This is a genomic window from Micromonospora sp. CPCC 206060 (assembly GCF_036906895.1).
GTDB lineage: Bacteria > Actinomycetota > Actinomycetes > Mycobacteriales > Micromonosporaceae > Micromonospora.
In genome coordinates this window covers 252572-274206 of record NZ_JBAKHU010000001.1, presented here as the reverse complement: position 1 = coordinate 274206, position 21635 = coordinate 252572, and the positions used below count along the sequence as shown (strand labels likewise).

The following is a 21635-nucleotide window of genomic DNA, read 5'->3' as shown; positions in this document are numbered from 1 at the left end:
GAACCGTCGGCGGGGGTGAGCCGTAGCTCCCGGGCCAGGATCGCCGCCTGCACCCGGCTGCGCAGGCCGAGTTTTCCCAGGAGCCGGCTGACGTGCGTCTTGGTGGTGCTCTCCGCCATCGCCAGACGGTCGGCGATCTGCTGGTTGGACAGACCCAGACCGAGACAGGCCAGCACGTCCCGCTCCCGAGGGGTCAGGCCCGCAACCGCCGCCCGGGTGGCGGTCGGGGTCGTCGGCGCAATGTCGGCGAAGGCGGTGATCAGCCGGCGGGTCACCGCCGGTGCGATGATCCCCTCGCCACGGGCCACCGTCCGTACCGCCGACACCAGCCCGTCCGCGTCGGTGTCCTTGAGCAGGAAACCGGCGGCCCCGGCCCGGAGCGCGCCGAAGACGTACTCGTCGAGGTCGAAGGTGGTCAGCACGAGCACATCGGCCGACCCGTCGGCGACGATCTCCCGGGTCGCGGTGATCCCGTCCATCCGGGGCATCCGCACGTCGAGCAGGGCCACGTCGGGGCGCAGTTCCCGGCACCGCCGTACCGCCTCCTCACCGTCGCCGGCCTCGGCCACCACCTCGACGCCCGGCGCGGCGGCCAGGATCAGTACCAGGCCGGCCCGGACCGCCTCCTGATCGTCGGCCACCAGCACCCGTACCGGCCCGGTCACGACCCACCTCCCGATCCGGAGGTGCCGGGCGGCACGGTGGGCAGTTCGGCGCGTACCCGCCACCGACCGCCGTCCCGGCCGGCCTCGAACCGGCCACCCAGCAGCACCGCCCGTTCCCGCATTCCGATCAGACCCGCGCCGCCACCGCTCAGACCCGCGCCGCGACCGGTCAGGTCGGCGGGGAACGGGGCGACCGCCTGTCGTACCCGGTTCTCCACCAGCACGACCACCCGGTCCGGCCGCTGGTCGACCGTCAACGTCGCCTCGCCGCACCCGTGCTTGAGCGCGTTGGTGAGGGACTCCTGCACGATCCGGTACGCGGCCAGATCCACGTTGACCGGCAGCGGCCCGGCCGTCCCGAGGATCTCCATCCGTACGGCCAACCCGGCGGTGCGCATCCGGTCGACCAACCGGTCCACCTCGGCCAGCCAACCGGGTGGCCCCAGCGGTCGGATCGTCCAGCTCCCCGACCGCCCCGATGTCCGCCGCCGGCTCGCGCAGCAACCCGATCATCTGTCGCATCTCGGCCAACCCCTGCACACTGTTCTCCCGGATCACCCGCAGCGCCTGCTGGACCTGGCCACGGTCCAGTCCTGGTACGGAGAGCACGGCGGTGGCGTGGATCGCCACGGCGCTCAGATGGTTCGCGACCACGTCGTGCAGTTCGCGGGCCATCCGGGCGCGCTCGGCCCCGACCGCCTGCCGGCGGTCCAGTTCGGCCAGCCGGGCGGTCTGCTCGGCCCGGTCCCGTTCGACGGCGGCGCGGTCCCGTTCGACAGCGGCCCGTTGCCGTTCGGCGGTCGCCCGCGCCCGTTCGGCGGCGGCCTGGTCCCGGTACTGCCGGACACTGATCCCGGTGAGCACCGGCAACACCCCCACCAGCACCACCAGTACGCCGACCGCGGTCCCCCGCCATTGCCCGAACACGACCACCCCGGCGAGTGCGCCCAGCACGCTCAGCCCGACGGCCACCCGCAACAGCCAGCGCCACAGCCGCGGCGGCCCGTACACGCAGGCGTCGTAGAGCACCTGGGTGTAGACCAGGACGGTGCCGAGCGACCCGCCCAGCAGGACGTCGCCCAGCAGCGCCGTACTACCCAGGGCCAGACTCGACCGGGGAGCCGCCCGGCGCAGCCCCACCGCCACACAGGCGGCGGCCAGGGGCAGCAGGAACAGTCGCGGCGGCACGTCCGGGTGCGGGGTGATCTGCGGCTGCGTCCCGATGCCGTAGAGGACCAGACCACCGGCGAGCGAGCCGGCGGCCAGCAGCAGATCGACGCGGCCGACCGCGCCGACCGCCGCCCGGCTCATCCCCATGGCCAGATCCCACCACACGACATCCGGCCCGGACTCCGACCTGAGGGGAAGTGGACCGGCGACCGGATCCGCCGAAGGAAGGACCCTGGGCGACGGGTCCATCGTTCGGTGTACCCGGATCTCGGCATCCACGTCGACGTCACGCCGCCGGGCGGACGGGAAGCTGAGGTGACGGACGGGGAGGGGTACGACCATGCTGCTGGCGCTCATCGCGGCCTGCGAGATCGGATTCTGGGTGCTGCTCGGTGCCGGGTTGGCGGTGCGCTACCTGCTGCGCCGGCCCCGGCTCGGTGCCGCGCTGCTGGTCGGTGTGCCCCTGGTCGACCTGGTGCTCTTCGTGGCGACCGTCGCCGACCTGCGCCGCGGCGCGACCGCCACCTTCGCGCACGGCCTGGCCGCCGCCTACCTCGGCTTCTCGGTGGCCTTCGGGCACTCCATGATCAGGTGGGCCGATCAACGATTCGCCCACCGGTTCGCCGGTGGCCCACCACCGGTACGGCCGCCCCGGTCGGGTTGGGCGCGGACCCGGCACGAGTGGCGGGAGTGGGGCAAGGGGGTCCTCGGCTGGGCGGTGGCCTGCGCCCTGCTCGGTGCCGGCATCCTGCTGGTGGACGATCCCGACCGGTCGGCGGAACTCCAGGCGTGGATCCTCCGGCTCACCACAGCCATCGTGATCTGGCTGGTGATCTTCCCGCTCTGGGAGACGATCTTCCCGCGTCGCCACCGGAGCTGACATCGACCGTCCACCGATCGGTAGGACCGGTACGCGCCGTCAGAGCCGTCGGTGGGGGCCAGTACGGTGACAGGGCCCGGACACGGCGGTGGGTACACCCGCGTCCGCGTCTCCGGGTACACGCGTCAGGGGCGGAACAGCCCGTCGGCGCGTACGCCGGCAGGCGACCGCCCCGCCGGCACGGCGACTTGTGTGAGGAGACCGGGATGGCGCACGGGGAGGCCGAGCACGGCTGCGCCCAGGGGGAGCCCTGCCGGCTGGGTCATCACGAGCAGCACCCGACCGCCCGGTCCCCGCGCCGGGGTTGTGCCGGCGGCACCCACGACATCGCCGGGCGCTGCGTACCGGTACGGCCCACCGTGACCGGGGAACTGCCGCCGGAGCGGGTGCGCCCGCACGGGCCGGGAGAACCGCTGCCGGCGCGGGTCGAGGAGGAGCCGACCGTACCCCGGCAGCGGACCGAAGAGCCGGAGCCGGGCCGTCAACCGCAGGGGGGCTGCCGTTCCGAGCTGAGCGGCTGGGCCGGTGCCCACCGGCACGGCCGGGTACGCCCCGGCTCGCGGCGGGTCCGCCGGGAGCGCCCACCACACCGCTGGTGCTGAGCGGGGCGTACGGCGGCGCCGTGCCCGCTACGGCCAGACGATCCCGATCATCACCACCGTCCGGACCCAGTCGACGAGCCACGTCAGGTGAGCGGCCGGTGACGCCGCTGAGCGGCGGTCAGCGGGTGCGGCGGCGGACCAGCAGGGCGATCCCGGCCAGCCCAGCCGTGATGACCACGATGACGCCCGCGTTGAGCAGCAGCAGCCGCTGAAGGTCGCCGAAGAGCTGGTCCAGATCCTGGCCCGGGTCCAGCGCCTCGTCCTCCGTCGTGGCGACCCGCTCGCCACCGCCGATCCCACCGGTGACCGTGCCGGCCTTCTCCGCCAGGGGTACGCCCACCGCCCGCAGCGCCTCGGCCATGTTGAGCCGGCCGAGGAACCAGCCGGCGGAGACCCGGCGCAGGTCCGGCTGCTTGGCCGGACGGTAGGCCCGGGGGCCGCCCTTGGCCAGCGGGAAGAGGTCGTAGGTCTCCTTGGCCACGTCAGCGGCGAAGACCACGACCGTGTACTTCGGACCGAGATCCTCCGCCGGGAGCGCCCGGCTCGGGGTGGCCCGGCCCAGCCAGTTCACCTGCTCGATCACGGCGGCCACCCGGTCCGGATCGGTCTCGGCGCGCAGTCGCAGCGGCTCGGCCAGACCGTCACCGGCGATCGACACCCCGGCGGGCACCTTCGGCGCGGCCTGCGCGGCAGCGCCGACGGGCAGCAGCGCACCCAGCAGCAGCCCGACGATCACAACGAGTCGGCGACCCACCTTCCGGACCATCGCCAACCTCCTCGCCCCGTTGATTGGATGGCTCTGCCGCAGTCGCGCTGGTTGGCTGGGAAGAACCGCCGGCCCGCGTGTTCCGGGCTGGTGGCCTACCTCAAAGACTCCGCAGAACGTCGCCCGGTTGCATCTCTCCGGGCAGAATTTTGGAACTATCTGCGATCCCGGGTCGACTAACGACGTCCGGTGATCGGCGGACGAATCGTATCTTCGCGGAGGTGAGCATGGGGGGCAGGGTCGCCCGTTTCGTACCGGGCTGGTGGGCGGTGGCCGTTCTGATGGCCGGTGTACTGCTCATCCCGGCTGCTCCGGCGGCCGCACACAACTCGCTGACCGGCAGCGATCCGGCCAACGGCGCCCGGTTGGCCGACCCGCCCGCCCGGATCCGGCTCAGTTTTCTCGCCCGGCTCGATCCGGGTACGACGAAGATCACAGTCACCGGTCCGGACAACGTACCGGCGGCCGGCGGTGCGCCCACCATCAGCGGGTCGAAGGTGACGGTGCCGTTCCGGCCCGGCGCCGCCGGGCTCTACATCGTGGCGTACCAGGTGGCCTCGGCGGACGGCCACCCGATCAAGGGGGAGGTGCGGTTCACTCTCACCCGGGGCACCCCGGCGGCACCCCCGTCCGCCGCGCCGTCCGCCGTCCCGGGCGGGCCGACGGCGGGACAGCCAACGGCCACCCCGTCCGGTCCGCCGGCCCCGGCCCCGTCGACCACTCCGGCCGTACCCGGATCACCCGCCGCCAGCACCGATGGCGACGGCGGCGCGCCCTGGTGGCCGTGGGCCCTCGGCGCCGCGCTGCTGCTCGCCGCGCTGGCCGGGACAATCGCGCTCACCCGCCGCCGACAGGTGTAAGGAAGGGCCCCCGCTTAACGCATTCGGTAGAGGAAGGGCCCCTTATTAACAGGGCTGGCCGGGCGACCTGTCAGGGCAGCCGGACCCGGGCGGCCCGCAGCCGGGCCAGGGTCGACTCCCGGCCGAGCACCGCCAGCGACTCGAACAGCGGCAGGCCGACGGTCCGGCCGGTGACCGCGACCCGGGCCGGCGCCTGGGCCTTGCCGAGCTTCAGTCCCCGCTCGGCACCGACCGCCTCCAGGGCCGACTTCAGGTTCTCCGCGTTCCAGTCGGCGAGCCCGTCGAAGGCGGCGACGGTGGCGTCCAGCAGGTCGCCAGTCCCCTCCTTCATGGTCTTCGCCCAGGCTGCCTCGTCGATCAGCGGGAACGCCAGGAAGAGGAAGTCGACGTTCGGCACGATCTCGCTGAGTACCGCGATCCGGGTCTGCGCCAGCGGAGCCACCGCGGCGAACGCCTCGGCGTCGAACTCCGCCGGCTGCCACGGCGGCGGCGGGATGGTCGCCGTCCCGGTCAGCCAGGGCCGGCAGGCTTCGACGAACTCCGCGACCGGCAGGGCCCGGAGGTACTCGCCGTTGAAGGCACGCAGCTTCTTCTCGTCGAAGAAGGCCGGCGAGGGGTTGACCTCCGCCAGCCGGAACTCCGACTCGATGACCGACCAGGGCACGATCTCGCGGTTCCCGGAGGGGGCCCAGCCGAGCAGCATCAGATAGTTGCGCATCGCCGAGGGCAGGTAGCCATCGTCCCGGTACGCCTCCAGGGCCACCTTGTCCCGCCGCTTGGAGAGCTTCTGCCGTTTCTCGTTCACCACCACGGGTACGTGCGCCCAGACCGGCGGGCGGACGCCGAGCGCCTCCCAGAGCAACTGCTGCTTCGGGGTGTTGGGCAGGTGCTCCTCGGCCCGGATGACGTGGGTGATCCCCATGACCTGGTCGTCGACCACGTTGGCGAGCAGGAAGACCGGTGAGCCGTCACCCCGGGCGATCACGAAGTCCTCGATCAGCCTGTTCTCGAAGGTCGGCGCGCCCCGGATCAGGTCCACCACGACCGTCTCGCCCTCGTCCGGGGTACGGAAGCGCAGCGCCCGGCCCTCCCCGGCGGGTAGGTTCCGGTCCCGGCAGAAGCCGTCATAGCCGGAGTACGTCGAGCCGGTACGCGCCTGGACGGCCTCCCGGGTGCAGTCGCAGTAGTACGCCCGGCCGGCACCGTGCAGGCGCTGTGCCGCCGCCCGGTGCTCCCCGGCGTTGACCGACTGGAAGTACGGCCCCTCGTAGCTGCCGCGTTCGATGCCGATCCAGTCCAGCGCGGAGAGGATCCCCTCGGTCCATTCCGGCCGGTTGCGGGCCGCGTCGGTGTCCTCGATGCGCAGGACGAACACCCCGCCGTGTTGCTTCGCGTAGATCCAGTTCTGCAGCGCCGAGCGGGCGCCGCCGACGTGGAACATTCCGGTCGGGGAAGGGGCGAAGCGCACACGTACCGTCACTGCCCCAGCCTACGGTCGGTGGGCCGGGGCGGTGGGCGGTCCGTGCCCGGTCGGAGGTGTTAATAAGGGGCCCTTCCTCTACCGAATCCGTTAATAGGGGGCCCTTCCTTACCGCACGGAGCGGATCTTCACCACCAGGAGGCTGCCGAGCAGGGTGACCACGGCGGTGGCCGCGTAGAGCGCCGGGTACCCGCCCAGGTGGACCACGATCGGTGCGGACAGAGCGGGCCCGAGCACCTGGGGCGCCGAGTTGGCGATGTTGATAACGCCGAGATCCTTGCCCCGGTCGGTAGCCCGGGGGAGCACCTCGGTGATGAGCGCGGCGTCCACCGAGAGGTAGACGCCGTACCCGGCGCCGAGCAGGCCGGCGGCGACCAGGGCGACCGGCCAGAGCGGGGCGACCGCGAGCAGTACCGCCGCCACCGCCATCACCAGGCCGGAGACGATCACGAAGATCCGGCGCCGGCCGGAGCGGTCGGAGAGCCGGCCGGCCACCACGGCGGTCGCCATCATTCCGGCGGTGTAGACCATGATCAGCACCAGCAGCCCGCCCTCGGGGTCGGCGTGGCGCACCTCGTCGGTCAGGAAGTACAGCAGGTAGAGGGTGCCGAGGGCGTTGCCCATCTGCACCAGGAACCGGGTGATCCAGGCCCAGGCGAAGTCGGGGTGCCGCCGGGGACTGACCCACATCGAGGTGACCAGGGTGGACAGCCGGCCCGCCGGCCGGTGCCGGGCGGGCAGCGGATCGTCCGGGGTGAGCAGCGTGAACGGCAGGGCGAGCAGCAGCACGGCCGCCGCGATCACGAGGTAGCCGGCGGCGGTGCCGGTGACCAGGGCGGTCACCAGGACCGCGCCGACGACCAACCCGAGTGCCTGCGGGATGCCCACCCAGCCGGACACCGCGCCGCGCTGGGCCACCGGTACCCGGTCCGGTACGGCGGCGGTCAGGCTGGCCAGCATCGTGTTGAAGCAGACCTGCGCGGCGACCCAGCCGACCGCCACCCCGGCGATGGTCTGCTGGCGGGCCAGCAGCACCAGGGCGAGGGCGCCGAGCACCGCCCCGCCCATGGTCCAGACGTGCCGCCGGCCGAAGGCCCGGCCGGCCAGCCGCAGGCTGGTCCGGTCGGAGAACGCCCCGGCGAGGGGATTGGCGATCACCGCGGCGAGTGCGCCGAGGCCGGTGACGATGGCGAGCATCTCCTCCTTGTCGGCCGGTGCGATCAGTCCGACCTGCTGGGGGAGGAGGATCTGGATGGGGGTGAAGAACGCCATCCAGACGCCGAGATTGGCCGCGAAGATCAACGCGGTCCAGCTCCGCCGGACCGGCACGATCGGCTCGGCCAGCGCCGCCGGCAGCGCTGGTCCGGCTGCCACCGGGGTGGGCAGCGCTGGTCCGGCTGTCACCGGGGTCGGCTCGGTGGCGGTCATCTGTCGCGGATCAGGTCACGGAACCAGGCGTACGACGACTTCGGCGTGCGCTGCTGCGTGTCGAAGTCGACGTGCACCAGGCCGAAGCGCTTGGTGAAGCCCTCCGCCCACTCCCAGTTGTCCAGCAGCGACCAGACGAAGTAGCCCCGTACGTCGACGCCGTCCGTCATGGCCCGCTGGACGGCCCGCAGGTGCCCGTCCAGGTAGGCGATCCGCTGCGGGTCGTGGACCCGGCCGTCGGCATCGGCGGGTACGTCGTCGTACGCGCAGCCGCTCTCGGTGATCTCGATCGGCGGCAGGGCCGCGCCGTACCGGGTGTGCAGTCCGGTGAGCAGATCGTGCAGCCCGTCCGGGGCGACCGGCCAGTCGAACGCGGTCGTCGGGTAGCCGTCGAGCGGTACCAGCTCGAACGGCAGGGGTGCGTCGGCGTCGGCGGCCCGGATGCCGGTCGGGTTGTAGTAGTTCACTCCGAGCACGTCGATCGGGCTGGCGATCACGTCCAGGTCGCCGTCGTGGATCACCGACGGGTCCACCCCCGGCGCGTCCGGGTAGCCGTGGCCGAGTACCGGATCGGTGAAGAGCCGGTTGTGCAGGGCGTCGTACGCCGTCCCGGCGGCCCGGTCCGCGTCGGTGTCTCCGCACAGCCAGACCGGGGAGTAGTTGTTCGCGATCGCCACCGGGCTGGCGGTACGGGCCCGCAGCGCCTGGACCGCCAACCCGTGACCGAGGAGCTGGTGGTGGGCGGTGGGGAAGGCGCCGAAGAGGTGCATCTCGCCGGGGGCGTGCATACCCATGCCGTACCCGAAGGTCATGTGCACGAAGGGCTCGTTCAGGGTGATCCAGAGCCGGACCCGGTCGCCGAGCCGGGTCGCGACCAGGTCGGCGTACGCCGCGAACCGGTGCGCGGTGTCCCGGGCGAACCAGCCACCGGAGTCGGCGAGGGCCTGCGGCAGGTCCCAGTGGAAGAGCGTGGCGACCGGGTCGATGCCCCGGGCCAGCAGGGCGTCCACCAGCCGGTCGTAGAAGTCCAGCCCGGCCGGGTTGACCGGGCCGGTGCCGTCCGGTTGCACCCGGGGCCAGGCGATGGAGAAGCGGTACGCCGAGACCCTGAGGTCGGCCATCAGGTCGACGTCCCGGGCGTACCGGTGGTAGTGGTCGCAGGCGACGTCACCGGTGCTGCCGTCGGCGATCCGGCCCGGGGTGTGGCTGAAGGTGTCCCAGATCGACGCTGCCCGGCCGTCGACGTCGGCGGCGCCCTCGATCTGGTACGCCGAGGTGGACACCCCCCAGCGGAAGCCGGCGGGGAAGCGGGGCGGCGGGTTCGTGGTCATCGGCCCTCCGGTCGGCGTCGACGCTGGCGTCGGTGTCGGCCAGCCGGCCCACCATCAGTTGGATCGCCAACGCGAAAGTTGTTCGACTCTATTCGCTCGGCGTGTCACAGGGAAGCCTTCACCCCTTTGTCCAAATTTGTGCCTAGAGTGCGTGATACCGGTGAGATGTCCTCAATGGAGGCGGAAAGCTATGATCCTGGTGGAACGCAGCGCGCACGTGATGGCGCCGATCGAAGTGGTGTGGAACGTCGTGCAGCGGGCCGAGCAGCTACCTGCCTGGCTGGCCGGGGTCCGGCAGGCCGAGGTGCTCTCCGGCGAGGGTTTCGGTCGCCGCCAGCTCGTCCAGGCCGGTCGCGGCTCGGCCTGCGAGGCCGAGGTCATCGCGTACCAGGAGCCGACGCTGATCGGCTGGCGGGAACGGGCCAAGGGGGCGGGCGCCCGCGCCGAGGCACGTACCGAGATCTACGTCCAGCTCACCACCGACGAGGAGCAGGGCGGCTCGATCGTCCGGCTGATCGTCGTACGCTGGCCGGCCGGCCCGGTCAAGGCGGCGCTGCTGCGCCTGGGCATGCGGCGGGTCGGCGCGGACCTGGAGGAGTCGCTGGCCCGGCTGACCGACCTCGCTGCGGTCGGTTGACCGGTCCGGCCAGCCGCCCCACGCCCGGGGGCGGCACAGGGACCCGGAGGGGACCAGGGGACCGGGGGGAGAAACAGGCCGAGGGCCCGGGAACGGTGGTGACACCGTCCCGGGCCCTCGGCGACCGACCGGTCGGCGTTACGAGTCGCCGCCGGTCTCGCCGACCGGCGCCGCGTTCACGTCGTCGATCGCGTACTTCTTCGCCGCCTCGGCCGGTACCTCGGCCGGGATCACCCCACGCAGCGCGAGCTGGCGCAGCGTGGCCACGGCCACCGACTCCGCGTCGACGTGGAAGTGCCGGCGCAGCGCGTGCCGGGTGTCCGACAGGCCGAAACCGTCCGTGCCCAGCGAGGTGTAGTCGCCCGGTACCCACCGGGAGATCAGGTCCGGTACCGCCCGCATCCAGTCACTGACCGCGACCTTCGGGCCGTCGGCCTCGGCCAGCTTCTGCTGGATGTACGGCACCTTCAGCTCGCCGCCCGGGTGGAGCAGGTTGTGCTCCTCGCACCGCACCGCGTCCCGGCGCAGCTCCGTCCACGAGGTCACCGACCAGACATCGGCGGCCACCCCCCAGTCCTGGGCGAGGAGCTGCTGCGCCTTGAGTGCCCACTGCATGCCGGTACCCGAGGCGAGGATGTTCGACCTCGGCGCGTCGCCGGCCAGCTTCGGCGCGGGCGAGTACCGGTAGATGCCCCGGCGGATACCCTCGACGTCCACGTCGGCCGGCTCGGCCGGCTGGAGGATCGGCTCGTTGTAGATGGTCAGGTAGTAGAAGACGTTCTCCTGCTCCGCGCCATACATCCGGTGCAGGCCGTCCTCGACGATGTGCGCGATCTCGAAGGCGAACGCCGGGTCGTAGGCCACCACGGCCGGGTTGGTCGCCGCGAGCAGCAGCGAGTGCCCGTCCTCGTGCTGGAGACCCTCACCGTTGAGCGTGGTCCGCCCGGCGGTGGCACCGAGCACGAAGCCCCGGGTCATCTGGTCGGCCGCCGCCCAGAACCCGTCACCGGTGCGCTGGAACCCGAACATCGAGTAGAAGATGTACAGCGGGATCATCGGCTCGCCGTGCGTGGCGTACGCCGACCCGGCCGCGGTGAACGAGGCGACCGAGCCGGCCTCGTTGATGCCCTCGTGCAGGATCTGCCCGACGGTCGACTCCTTGTACGACAGGAACAGCTCCCGGTCGACCGAGGTGTACCGCTGCCCGTGCGGGGAGTAGATCTTCGCCGTGGGGAAGAGCGAGTCCATGCCGAACGTACGGGCCTCGTCCGGGACGATCGGCACCCAGCGCTTGCCGAACTCCTTGTCCTTCATCAGGTCCTTGAGCAGGCGGACGAAGGCCATGGTGGTGGCGACCTTCTGCTTGCCCGAGCCCCGCTTGACGTCGGCGAAACGCTCGCTGCCCGGGATCTTCAGCGCCGAGTCGCTGGTCCGCCGGGACGGCAGGAACCCGCCGAGCTGCTCACGCCGCTCCCGCAGGTACTGGATCTCGTCCGAGTCCTTGCCCGGGTGGAAGTACGGCGGCAGGTAGGGGTTGGCCTCCAGCGCCGAGTCCGGGATGTCCAGGTAGAGCCGGTCGCGGAAGGTCTTCAGGTCCTCCAGCGTCAGCTTCTTCATCTGGTGCGTGGCGTTGCGGCCCTCGAAGTGCGAGCCGAGCGTCCAACCCTTGATCGTCTTGGCCAGGATGACCGTCGGCTGACCGGTGTGCTCGGTGGCCGCCTTGTACGCGGCGTAGAGCTTGCGGTAGTCGTGCCCGCCCCGCTTGAGGTTCCAGATCTCGTCGTCGCTGAGGTGCTCGACCATCTTGCGGGTGCGCTGGTCCCGGCCGAAGAAGTGCTCCCGCACGTACGCCCCGGACTCCGCCTTGTAGGTCTGGTAGTCACCGTCGGGCGTGGTGTTCATCAGGTTGACCAGCGCGCCATCGGTGTCGGCAGCCAGCAGCGGGTCCCACTCCCGGCCCCAGACCACCTTGATGACGTTCCAGCCGGCGCCCCGGAAGAACGCCTCCAGCTCCTGCATCACCTTGCCGTTGCCCCGGACCGGACCGTCCAGCCGCTGGAGGTTGCAGTTGATCACGAAGGTGAGGTTGTCCAGCTCCTCGCGGGCGGCCACACCGATCGCGCCGAGGGTCTCCGGCTCGTCCATCTCGCCGTCGCCGAGGAACGCCCAGACGCGCTGGTCCGAGGTGTCCTTGATGCCCCGGTGGTGCAGGTATCGGTTGAACCGGGCCTGGTAGATGGCGTTCAGGCCGCCCAGCCCCATGGAGACGGTGGGGAACTCCCAGAAGTCCGGCATCAGTCGCGGGTGCGGGTACGACGGCAGGCCGCCGCCCGGGTGGGACAGCTCCTGGCGGAACCCGTCGAGCTGGTTCTCGCTGAGCCGGTCCTCCAGGAACGCCCGCGCGTACATGCCGGGCGAGGCATGCCCCTGGTAGTAGATGTGGTCCCCACCGCCCGGGTGGTTCTTGCCCCGGAAGAAGTGGTTGAAACCGACCTCGTAGAGCGACGCCGAGCTGGCGAAGGTGGAGATGTGCCCGCCGACGCCGATCTCCGGACGCTGTGCCCGGTGCACCACCATCGCCGCGTTCCACCGGATGTACGCCCGGATCCGCCGTTCGATGTGCTCGTCACCGGGGAACCACGGTTCGCGCTCCGGCGGGATGGTGTTGATGTAGTCGGTGGTCGTCAGCGACGGCACCCCGACCTGGCGCTCGCGGGCCCGCTCCAGCAGGCGCAGCATGACGTAACGGGCACGTTTGGTGCCGCGCTCGTCGATGACACCGTCGAGCGACTCGACCCATTCGCTCGTCTCTTCAGGGTCGGTGTCCGGAAGCTGGCTCGGCAGGCCGGCGGTTATCACCGGGCGCTTGCGTTCCGTAGCCACAGGCGTTCCCTCGGTTGTGTGTGTGGGATAGGTCTCTTGCGCCATCCTGCCTCCTCAGGCCGGGCCACGTCACGTTTAGCTCCCTCAGACGCGACGCTCGACACACGTACCCGTCGGTAACTTTCCGCCGTCGCGCCCGTCGTGTCACCGGCCGCTGACGATTGCCCAACTCACCTACCCTCGGGCCATGCGACGGCGATGGGCTCCCCTGCTGGAGACTCTGGTCAAGATGCTGGTCGGCGTGGCCGCGATCGTGGCCGCGACCACCTGGTTGACCGCCGAGTGGGCGGTCGTGGTCGGGCTCGTGGGCTGCGCACTGCTGGTCACCGGGCTGGTCCGGTTGCCCCGCGAGCTGCGCTACGCCCGCGGCGTGGTCCGGGTGACCCGCCCGTCCGGCCCCCGCGCACCGGCCGGTGGCCACCGTGGCCGGCCACCGCAGCAGCGCCGGCACCCCGTCTACACCGGCCCGACCAACACGGGACCGACCGGCACGGCGGGGGCCGACTACCCGGGTGACCAGGGCTGGTCCGGCGATGACAGCACCCGCTCCGGTGGCGGCGGATCGGACAGCGGCGGGACGGACAGCGGCTCGGGTGGATCCTCCGGTGGCTGGTCGTCGGACAGCGGTGGCGGGTCCTCCGGTGGCTGGTCGTCGGACAGTGGCGGCGGATCCTCCGGCGGCGGGGACAGTGGCGGCGGTGGCGGCGGCTGGTGAACCCGGCCCGCCCGGCGGTCACCGGCCGGGCCGCCGGGCTGCGGCACACTGACCCCATGCGTAGTGAGGTCATCACCATCCGGACCGGTTCCCGCCCCACCGTCCGGGACATCACCCGGGAGGCCGAACGGTTCGTCACCGGACAGGGCGACGGGCTGCTGCACGTCTTCGTGCCGCACGCCACCGCCGGTCTGGCGATCATCGAGACCGGTTCCGGCTCGGACGACGACCTGCTCAGCGCCATCGACGACCTGCTGCCCACCGACGACCGGTGGCGGCACCGGCACGGCTCGCCGGGACACGGTCGCGACCACGTGCTGCCCGCCTTCCTGCCGCCGTACGCCACCGTGCCGGTGATCGACGGTCGGCTGGCCCTCGGTACCTGGCAGTCGATCTGCCTGGTAGACCCGAACGGCGACAACCCGACCCGCCAGGTCCGCTTCTCCTTCCGGTAAGGAAGGGCCCCCGCTTAACGTTTCCGGTAGAGGAAGGGCCCCCGGTTAACACACCCACCGCAGCGCATCCGGGGACGAGCGGGACCCGACTACCCTCGCCGCCGTGAACGCAGTGAAGATCGAAGCACCCATCGTCGGGGTCACCGTCTATCCGGACCGGGCCCGGGTCACCCGCCGGGGCAGCACCCGGTTGGCCGCCGGTGAGCACCGGGTACGTATCGCACCGCTCCCGCTGGGCCTACGGCGGGACTCGCTCCGGGTCAGCGGCCGGGGCGCGGCCACCGTGCTCGGCGTGGACGTGACCACCTGGCGGCAGGCCCGTAGCACCGACGGGCAGGTCAGCGAGTTGGAGAAACGGCGCCGCGAACTGGCCGACGAACTGGCCGAGGTCGACGACGCGTACGAGATCGAGGTACAGCGGGGACAGTTCCTCGACCGGCTGGCCGAACGGGCCGGTGGCACGTACGCCCGGGCACTCGCCTCCGGTGACGCGACCCCGACCGACGTGGCCACCTTCACCGACTCGGTGGCCGGCCAGGCCGCCGACTCCCGCACCCGGCGGCGCGGGCTGGCCCGGCAGCGTACCGAGCTGACCGAGGAACTGGCCGTCGTCGAGCGGCGACTCGACGCCGCGAACGGCAAGCGGGAACCGGACCGGCTGGCCGCCGAAGTGACCGTCTCGGTGGACGCTGACGACGCCGAGCTGGACCTGGAGCTGACCTACCTGGTGGACGGGGCCCGCTGGCAGCCCTCCTACGACCTGCGGCTGGTCGACGACACCATGACCGTCACCTGGTTCGGACTGGTCAGCCAGGACACCGGCGAGGACTGGCCGGAGTGTCTGCTCCAGCTCTCGACCGCCCGCCCGGCGGCGGCGACCGGCGTACCCGAACTGTCGCCCTGGTATCTCGACCGGGTCCGGCCGGCGCAGCCCTGGGCGGCCATGCCGGCGATGACCGCCGGGATGCCGCCACCGCCAAAGCCGGCGCCCAGCGCGGCGCCGGCCGCCGCCGGCGGGGCGGCCCGGTCGGCCGCTCCGCGCCCCAGGATGCGGGAGAGCGTCGCCGAGGTCGAGCAGGGGATCACGGCAGCCACCTACCGGCCGGCCCGCCCGGTCGCGGTACCGGCCGACGGCAGCGCGCACCGGGCCACCATCGCCGTACTGGAACTGCCGGCCCGGCTGGACCACGTGACCGTGCCGGTACGCGCGACCGAGGCGCACCTGCGCGCGACGGTCCGCAACACGTCGGTGCACACGCTGCTCCCCGGCCCGGCGGCGGTGTTCCACGGCGCCGACTTCGTCGCGGCCACCCGGCTGAAGACCTGGGCGCCGGGCGAGGAGACCGAGCTGGCACTCGGGGTGGACGACCGGCTGCGGGTGGAACGGAAGCTGAGCCGGCGCTCCGACACCAAAGCGGCGCTCGGCTCGACCCGGCGGCGTGAGGTGGAGTACACGATCAGCGTGGCCAACCACACACCCCGACCAGCGACCGTCGAGGTACGCGACCAACTGCCGGTGTCCCGCGACGACGGGGTGGTCGTCCGTGAACCCACCGTCGTTCCGCCGCCGGCCGAGCGTACCGAGTTGGGCGAACTGACCTGGCGGCTGCGGCTCGGGCCGGGGGAGAGCGGCGAGATCACCATGGGCTTCCGGGTCGAACTCGCCAAGGGGGTCGAGCTGGCCGGCTGGCGAGAGTGAGCTTGTAAGGAAGGGCCCCTTCTTAACGGATTCGGTAGAGGAAGGGGCCCTTCTTAACAGGTGTGCCCGGGTAAGGGCCGGACGGTCTCCTGCTCCACGGTCAGCTGTCCCTGGTCCGGCTACCCCTGGTCCGGCTGTCCCTGGTCCGGCTACCCCTGGTCGGGAGCGACGGACCGGGCCCCGACCGCAGGGTCGACCGGCCGGTCGTAGGTCTGGTGCAGCCCCAGCAGCCGGTCCTCGATCACGAACGACGCCCGGGCGTACGCGGGCGTACCCGGCGAGGTGACGTACGGCAGCACCATGAAATCGGCGGTGAGCTGCGCCTCGGTGACGGTCGTCCGGACGTACCCCAGGTCCGACGCCCAGTGCGCGTGCACGTCGCCGGTGAGCACCAGCATCGGAGCGGCGGAAGCCGTCCAGCAGCCAGGCCCCTGCTCCGCCCAGCGTAGCCGGCGGTACAGCTGCATGTCGATGCCGTGGGGGAGGGAGCTGCGGCGCAACGCCATGTTCTCGTAGTACGCCTGGAACGCCGCCGCCCGTCGGGCCGGGAAATCCGGGTCGGGCGCCTCCGGTACCTCGTCCGCCCAGTTGTTCTCCACCTCGTGGTCGTCGAAGATGACCGCCCACGGTGCCACCGCGTGTGCCGCCTGGAGGTCCGGGTCGGTCTTGTACTACGCGTGCCGCTGCCGGTAGTTCGCCAGCGTCCGGGTCTTCGGACCCTCGTGGTCACGCGGGTTGCCACCCGGGATGTTGCACGTGTCCTTCGCGTACTCGTAGTGGTAGTCGCCCAGGTGCAGGATCAGCTCCGGCTCGTCCTCGGCCAGCCGCCGGTACGCGGTGAAGTACCCGTGCTCGTACTGCGAGCAGGAGGCGAAACTCATCGCCAGCGAGGTTGGCCGGGCCCACGGCGCGGGCGCGGTGCGGGTCCGGCCGACCGGGGACAGGTGCCGCTCGGCCCGGAACCGGTAGAGGTACTCCCGGTCGGGCAGCAGGCCGTCCAGCTCGACGTGCACGCTGTGCGCCGTCTCGGACCGGGCCACCGCCGTACCCCGCCGTACCACGTGCCGGAACCGCTCGTCGGTGGCGAGTTTCCAGTGCACCGGTACGACCCGGTCCGGCATGCTGCCGAGGCCGTCCTCGGCCAGCGGCCGGGGCGCCAGCCGGGTCCAGAGCGAAACCGGAGTGGTCGGGATCGCCCGAGGCGACGCCGAGGGTGAACGGATCGGTGGCCAGTGGACGGGCGAAGGCCGGCGTGGCGCCGGTGGTCACGGTGGCGGCGGCACCGGCCAGGGTTCCGGCCACCTGTACCAAAAGGCGCGAAGCTGCTGAGTGGCGAGCGGGGGAGCGGGGGAGCGGCAGGTGTCTAGCTGCCAGGTGTTAAGAAGGGGCCCTTCCTATACCGAAAGCGTTAACAAGGGGCCCTTCCTTACATCTCAGCGGATGGTGGAGCTGGTCCATCGTTTAGCTGTACGTAAGATGTGGTCCATGGCGTACCTGTCCACGCCCAGCGGCAGCCCGGCCTCCGCCGCTCGGACCGGTCCGGGCCGCGACTTCGACCGGGGTACGGTCGCCGGTGACGCTGTGCGCCGGATGATGCACGTCGCCGCTGCGCTCCGCCACCAGCAGGACGTGGACATCGCCCGACTCGGGCTGACCCCGGCGACCGCCCGGGCGCTGCACCAGCTCGACCCCGATCGCCCGATGCCTGCCCGGGACCTCGCCGACCAGCTCCGCTGCGACCGCTCCAACATCACCGCGCTGGTCGACAAGCTGGAGCAGGCCGGTCTGGTGCGCCGGCAGGTCGACGCGACCGACCGCCGGCTCAAGACGCTGGTGGTGACCGACGAGGGACAGCGGGTCCGGACGGAAATCGACCGGGTGATGTCGGACTCGCGACTGCTCGGCGCGCTGACCGACACCGAGCTTGGCGTCCTCCGCGAGCTGGTCTGGAAAATTTCCGACGGAGGCTGTCCCGAGCGCTGTGACCAGGACTGACGCCTGACACGCGCACCGTCCCGGCGCCGTGTCTGAGTGGTCGTGACTGGCACCTGTCGGTAATGCTGTCCGTCGTGACCACCCCGCAAGATCTCGACGAACGGTTCCGCGAGGCGGTGGCCGGCCTGGCTGCCGCCACCCACCGGCGGCTCCCGACCGACCCGGTCCGGGAGGGGAGCACGCTCACCGGCCAACGGGCGCTGGAACTCCTCGACGCCCAGCTCACCAGCCGGCAGCTCGATTTGGCGGCCCGGTGGCTGCGCAGCTTCGGTGAGGGCTACTACACGATCAGTTCCGCCGGGCACGAGGGGAATGCGGCGGTGGCGGCTGCCGTCCGGCCGACCGACCCCGCCCTGCTGCACTACCGGTCCGGCGCGTTTTACTGTGCCCGCGCCGCCCAGGCGGCCCGGCCCAATCCGGTGGACACCCATCCGGCACCGGCGGGAGCCGGGGCCGAACCGGCGGATACCCGTCCGACCGGGTGGCCCGACCAGCCTGGGCCGGTCGCCGCCGCGCTGACCACCCCGCCCGAGGAGACCGAGCCCCCGCTGCTCGGTGCCGCCCGGGACGTCCTGCGCGGCGTGGTGGCCTCGGTCGAGGAACCGATCGCGGGTGGCCGGTACAAGGTCTTCGGCAATCCCGACCTCGCGGTCATCCCGACCACGTCCACCATCGCGTCGCACCTGCCCCGCGCGGTGGGGGCCGGGTTCGCCGTCGAGCGGCTGCGACGCCTGGCCGCTGGGCGCCCTCCGCACCAGCCGGAGGGGTACGACGGTCCCGAGCCGCCGGACGGTGGTGACCGGGAGGACGGGACGGATCCGGCCGGTACCGTGCCGTCACCAGCCGGCGGAACCGACGCCGGCCTGTCACCTGGCGGAACCGACAGCGGCTCGCCACCTGGCGGCACCGACGATGGCCCGCCATTTGCCGGCGCCGTGCGGTCCCCCTTCGGCATCGATGCTGTGCCGCCGACGTTGGCGGCAGGGGTTCCTGCCCACGGTCACCAACCCGAAGGTGCCGGGTTCGAAACCGACGCCGTGGATCCGGCCTGGCCGGACGACGCCATCGTGGTCTGTTCCTTCGGGGACGCCTCGATCAACCATGCCAGCGCGGTGGCCGCCTTCAACACCGCGGGCTGGTGCGACCACACCGGACTGCGCGTACCGGTGCTCTTCGTATGCGAGGACAACGGCCTGGGGATCAGCGTGCGCTCCCCGCGCGAATGGGTGGCCGCCAGTCTGCGCAGCCGCCCCGGTCTGCGGTACTTCGCCGCGGACGGCACCGACCTGGTCGACGCGTACGACACCGCGGCGGAGGCAGCGGAATGGGTACGCCGGCACCGGCGGCCGGCGGTGCTGCACCTGAGCACGGTCCGGCTGATGGGGCACGCCGGAGCCGACGCCGAGACCGCGTACCGGGACAGCGCCGAGATCGCCGCCGACCTCGACCGCGATCCCGTACTGGCCAGCGCGCGGCTGGTGGTCGAGGCCGGCCTGCTCACGCCGGAGGAACTGCTCGCCCGGTACGACGAGATCGGCTGGCAGATCCGCAAGATCGCCGAGGAGGTGATCGGCGAGCCGAAACTCTCCACTGCTGCGGACATCGTGGCCCCGTTGGCCACCCGTCGGCCGGTACGGGTGTCGCACGCGGTCGCCGACGCCGCCGCGCGGGCCGCCGGGCCGGCCGCCGCCGCCCGGCTCCGCGCCTTCCGGGGCCGGTTGCCGGAGGAGGCCGGGCCGCTCACTCTCGCGCAGAGCATCAACGCCGCTCTCGCCGACGGGCTGCTCGACCACCCCGGGATGCTGGTCTTCGGGGAGGACGTGGCGGTCAAGGGCGGGGTGTACGGGGTGACCAAGGGACTGCGGGACCGCTTCGGCGCGTCCCGGGTCTTCGACACCCTGCTCGACGAGACGTCGATCCTCGGCCTCGGCCTGGGCGTCGGGCTGACCGGGATGCTGCCGGTACCCGAGATCCAGTACCTGGCCTACCTGCACAACGCCGAGGACCAGTTGCGGGGCGAGGCCGCCACCATGCGGTTCTTCTCCCAGGGCGCGTTCCGCAACCCGATGGTGGTCCGGGTGGCCGGGCTGGCGTACCAGGAGGGCTTCGGCGGGCACTTCCACAACGACAACTCGGTGGCCGTACTCCGGGATGTGCCCGGCCTGGTCGTGGCCGTGCCGTCCCGGGCCGAGGACGCCGCACCGATGCTGCGGTCCTGCCTGGCCAGCGCGGCAGTGGACGGCAGTGTCTGCGTCTTCCTGGAGCCGATCGCGCTTTACCACACCCGGGACCTCCATCTTCCCGGGGACGGCGGGTGGCTCGGTGCCTACCTCGGCCCGGGTGACTGGTCCGCCGGGCACGTACCGATCGGCCGTGCCCGGGTGTACGGCGTCGGGTCGGCCGAGGATCTCACCATCCTCACGTTCGGTAACGGCGTACCCATGTCCCTGCGGGCCGCGAACCACCTCGCTGAGGAGGAGGTCGGCACCCGGGTGGTGGATCTGCGCTGGCTCTCCCCCCTGCCGGTGGCCGATCTGATCCGGGAGGCGTCAGCAACGGGAAGGGTGCTGGTGGTGGACGAGACGCGACGCTCCGGTGGAGTCGGGGAGGGCGTGATCGCCGCCCTGGTTGACGGGGGATATGTCGGTTCTGTCCGTAGAGTTGCCGGAGTTGACTCTTTTGTTCCCTTAGGTCCGGCTGCCCGCGAAGTGCTGGTCTCCGAGGATGCCATTACCCAGGGTGCCCGTACGCTGCTGGCGCGGTAAATTCCGTTCCACTCGGTGCGCCACTTGCGCGCAGGGGCACAACTTGTGTGGACTCTGCATTAACGGTGTCGGACGGATGCCGGGAGCAGGGATGAGATGAGGAGGCACGCGACAGTGAGCGCGACCGCTGGTCAGGCCGCCGACGGGGTACGCAGCCTGGCGGACCGGTTCGGGATCGAGCCGGGCATGGTCGTCATGGAGATGGGGTACGACGACGACGTCGACCAGGATCTCCGGGACGCCCTGACCGACCGCTGTGGAGAGCTGGTCGACGAGGACACCGACGAGGTGGTCGACGCGGTGCTGGTCTGGTACCGCGACGGGGACGGTGACCTCTTCGAACTTCTCGTCGATGCCCTGGGGCCCCTGGCCGACAACGGGGTGGTGTGGCTGCTGACCCCGAAGGCGGGGCGCGAGGGCCACGTCGAGCCGAGCGAGATCTCCGAGTCGGCACCCACGGCCGGCCTGCAGCAGACGTCCACCGTCAACGCCGGCCGGGACTGGAGCGGCGCCCGCCTCGTCCTGCGGCGTGGCGCGAAGGCCAAGAAGTAGGCGTTCCACACGCCACAGAGGGGGACGGGTGCCGGCCGTCGGGCTGGACACCCGTGGCACGCTAGGTGCCACTGCGACTATCCAAGGAGCTTGCATGCCGATCGAGGTTGGCGCCGAGGCGCCGGACTTCGTACTCAAGGACCAGAACAACCAGGAGGTCCGGCTCTCGGATTTCCGGGGTAAGCGCAACGTGCTGCTGGTCTTCTACCCGCTGGCCTTCACCGGGATCTGCCAGGGTGAGCTGTGCGAGGTGCGCGACAACCTCAACGAGTACGTCAACGACGATGTCCAGGTGCTCACCGTCAGCGTCGACTCGGTCTACACCCACAAGATCTGGGCCGACAAGGAGGGCTACCAGTTCCCGCTGCTGGCCGACTTCTGGCCGCACGGTGCGGTCGCCCAGGCGTACGGGGTCTTCAACGAGACCGCCGGTATCGCGAACCGGGGCACCTTCGTCATCGACCGGGCCGGCATCGTCCGGTTCGCCGAGATGAACATGCCGGGCGAGGCCCGTGACCAGCAGGGCTGGCGCAAGGCGCTGGCTGACGCCGCCGCAGCCTGATCCGCCGTACCGCCCGTGCGGCGGTCCGGGAGCCGGCAGGGTAAGCTTGCCAGCCACCGGCCCGCCGCACGGGGCGATCCGGGGCGCGTAGCTCAGTGGGAGAGCACTCGCCTTACAAGCGAGGGGTCGCAGGTTCGAAACCTGCCGCGCCCACCACGTACCACCAGCACCATCGAGGTTCCGAAGGTCA

At 71.7% G+C, this 21635-nt stretch carries 17 protein-coding genes, 1 tRNA gene and 3 pseudogenes; 12 read left to right on the top strand and 9 right to left on the bottom strand.

Annotated elements, in window-relative coordinates; all coding sequences use genetic code 11:
• Positions 1-17: 17 nt before the first annotated feature.
• The 3 genes and pseudogenes from V6U90_RS01265 to V6U90_RS01260 form a co-directional block, all read right to left on the bottom strand.
• A pseudogene (locus V6U90_RS01265) lies at positions 18-665 on the bottom strand (response regulator); the annotation flags it as partial.
• Positions 662-1036, bottom strand: coding sequence for a sensor histidine kinase (locus tag V6U90_RS33885; protein ID WP_442933505.1), 375 nt, complete (start codon positions 1034-1036; stop codon positions 662-664). The gene V6U90_RS33885 and the pseudogene V6U90_RS01265, both read right to left, overlap by 4 nt.
• A gap of 130 nt (positions 1037-1166) precedes the next feature.
• Positions 1167-1340, bottom strand: a pseudogene (locus V6U90_RS01260) (histidine kinase dimerization/phosphoacceptor domain-containing protein); the annotation flags it as partial.
• An 835-nt stretch (positions 1341-2175) separates the two neighbouring features.
• Here V6U90_RS01260 and V6U90_RS01255 point away from each other — a divergent pair.
• Both V6U90_RS01255 and V6U90_RS01250 read left to right on the top strand, forming a co-directional pair.
• Positions 2176-2715 (top strand): hypothetical protein, encoded by a 540-nt coding sequence (locus tag V6U90_RS01255; protein WP_334430654.1) that lies wholly within the window; start codon positions 2176-2178, stop codon positions 2713-2715.
• Positions 2716-2921: 206 nt separating this feature from the next.
• Entirely contained in the window at positions 2922-3317 is a 396-nt protein-coding gene (locus V6U90_RS01250; RefSeq protein WP_334430653.1) for a hypothetical protein, read from the top strand.
• Between the two features lie 118 nt (positions 3318-3435).
• On the opposite strand, the gene V6U90_RS01245 is transcribed toward V6U90_RS01250, so the two are convergent.
• Entirely contained in the window at positions 3436-4083 is a 648-nt protein-coding gene (locus V6U90_RS01245) for a hypothetical protein (protein ID WP_334430652.1), read from the bottom strand.
• A 227-nt stretch (positions 4084-4310) separates the two neighbouring features.
• On the opposite strand from V6U90_RS01245, the gene V6U90_RS01240 reads away from it, so the two are divergent.
• Positions 4311-4943: a copper resistance CopC family protein gene (locus V6U90_RS01240; protein WP_334430651.1), complete on the top strand. Its 633-nt coding sequence runs from the start codon at positions 4311-4313 to the stop codon at positions 4941-4943.
• Positions 4944-5013: 70 nt separating this feature from the next.
• Here the strand turns inward: V6U90_RS01240 and gltX are convergent, their stop codons facing one another.
• The 3 genes from gltX to V6U90_RS01225 form a co-directional block, all read right to left on the bottom strand.
• Positions 5014-6423: a glutamate--tRNA ligase gene (gene gltX / locus V6U90_RS01235; RefSeq protein ID WP_334430649.1), complete on the bottom strand. Its 1410-nt coding sequence runs from the start codon at positions 6421-6423 to the stop codon at positions 5014-5016.
• A 108-nt stretch (positions 6424-6531) separates the two neighbouring features.
• Positions 6532-7851, bottom strand: coding sequence for an MFS transporter (locus V6U90_RS01230; protein ID WP_334430647.1), 1320 nt, complete (start codon positions 7849-7851; stop codon positions 6532-6534).
• A complete protein-coding gene (locus tag V6U90_RS01225) occupies positions 7848-9182 on the bottom strand; it encodes a GH1 family beta-glucosidase (RefSeq protein ID WP_334430645.1) in 1335 nt (444 codons plus the stop codon). Before V6U90_RS01225 ends, V6U90_RS01230 begins: the two co-directional genes overlap by 4 nt.
• A gap of 190 nt (positions 9183-9372) precedes the next feature.
• On the opposite strand from V6U90_RS01225, the gene V6U90_RS01220 reads away from it, so the two are divergent.
• Positions 9373-9819 carry an SRPBCC family protein gene (locus tag V6U90_RS01220; RefSeq protein WP_334430643.1) on the top strand — a complete coding sequence of 149 codons (447 nt, stop codon included), beginning with the start codon at positions 9373-9375 and terminating at the stop codon, positions 9817-9819.
• A 138-nt stretch (positions 9820-9957) separates the two neighbouring features.
• Here V6U90_RS01220 and aceE read toward each other — a convergent pair whose 3' ends face one another.
• On the bottom strand, positions 9958-12702 hold the full coding sequence (gene aceE / locus V6U90_RS01215) for a pyruvate dehydrogenase (acetyl-transferring), homodimeric type (protein ID WP_334430641.1): 2745 nt from the start codon (positions 12700-12702) through the stop codon (positions 9958-9960).
• Between the two features lie 187 nt (positions 12703-12889).
• Here aceE and V6U90_RS01210 point away from each other — a divergent pair, with 187 nt between their 5' ends.
• The 3 genes from V6U90_RS01210 (at position 12890) to V6U90_RS01200 (ending at position 15571) form a co-directional block, all read left to right on the top strand.
• The gene (locus tag V6U90_RS01210; RefSeq protein ID WP_334430639.1) at positions 12890-13417 is read left to right on the top strand and encodes a YgaP family membrane protein; all 528 of its coding nucleotides are present in this window, start codon (positions 12890-12892) and stop codon (positions 13415-13417) included.
• 56 nt (positions 13418-13473) lie between these two features.
• Entirely contained in the window at positions 13474-13872 is a 399-nt protein-coding gene (locus V6U90_RS01205) for a secondary thiamine-phosphate synthase enzyme YjbQ (RefSeq protein ID WP_334430637.1), read from the top strand.
• A 112-nt stretch (positions 13873-13984) separates the two neighbouring features.
• Positions 13985-15571 (top strand): mucoidy inhibitor MuiA family protein, encoded by a 1587-nt coding sequence (locus tag V6U90_RS01200; protein WP_442933504.1) that lies wholly within the window; start codon positions 13985-13987, stop codon positions 15569-15571.
• Between the two features lie 149 nt (positions 15572-15720).
• Here the strand turns inward: V6U90_RS01200 and V6U90_RS01195 are convergent.
• Positions 15721-16692 (bottom strand): annotated as a pseudogene (locus V6U90_RS01195) (alkaline phosphatase D family protein).
• A gap of 469 nt (positions 16693-17161) precedes the next feature.
• Between V6U90_RS01195 and V6U90_RS01190 the strand changes: the two are divergent.
• The 5 genes from V6U90_RS01190 to V6U90_RS01170 all read left to right on the top strand — a co-directional run bounded on the left by V6U90_RS01190 (position 17162) and on the right by V6U90_RS01170 (position 21601).
• The gene (locus V6U90_RS01190) at positions 17162-17566 is read left to right on the top strand and encodes a MarR family winged helix-turn-helix transcriptional regulator (protein ID WP_334430864.1); all 405 of its coding nucleotides are present in this window, start codon (positions 17162-17164) and stop codon (positions 17564-17566) included.
• Positions 17567-18081: 515 nt separating this feature from the next.
• On the top strand, positions 18082-20331 hold the full coding sequence (locus V6U90_RS01185) for a transketolase C-terminal domain-containing protein (RefSeq protein WP_442933503.1): 2250 nt from the start codon (positions 18082-18084) through the stop codon (positions 20329-20331).
• Positions 20332-20445: 114 nt separating this feature from the next.
• Positions 20446-20883 (top strand): DUF3052 domain-containing protein, encoded by a 438-nt coding sequence (locus V6U90_RS01180; RefSeq protein ID WP_208814425.1) that lies wholly within the window; start codon positions 20446-20448, stop codon positions 20881-20883.
• A 94-nt stretch (positions 20884-20977) separates the two neighbouring features.
• Positions 20978-21445, top strand: coding sequence for a peroxiredoxin (locus V6U90_RS01175; protein WP_334430631.1), 468 nt, complete (start codon positions 20978-20980; stop codon positions 21443-21445).
• Between the two features lie 81 nt (positions 21446-21526).
• Positions 21527-21601 (top strand) — tRNA-Val (locus V6U90_RS01170).
• Positions 21602-21635: the final 34 nt, after the last annotated feature.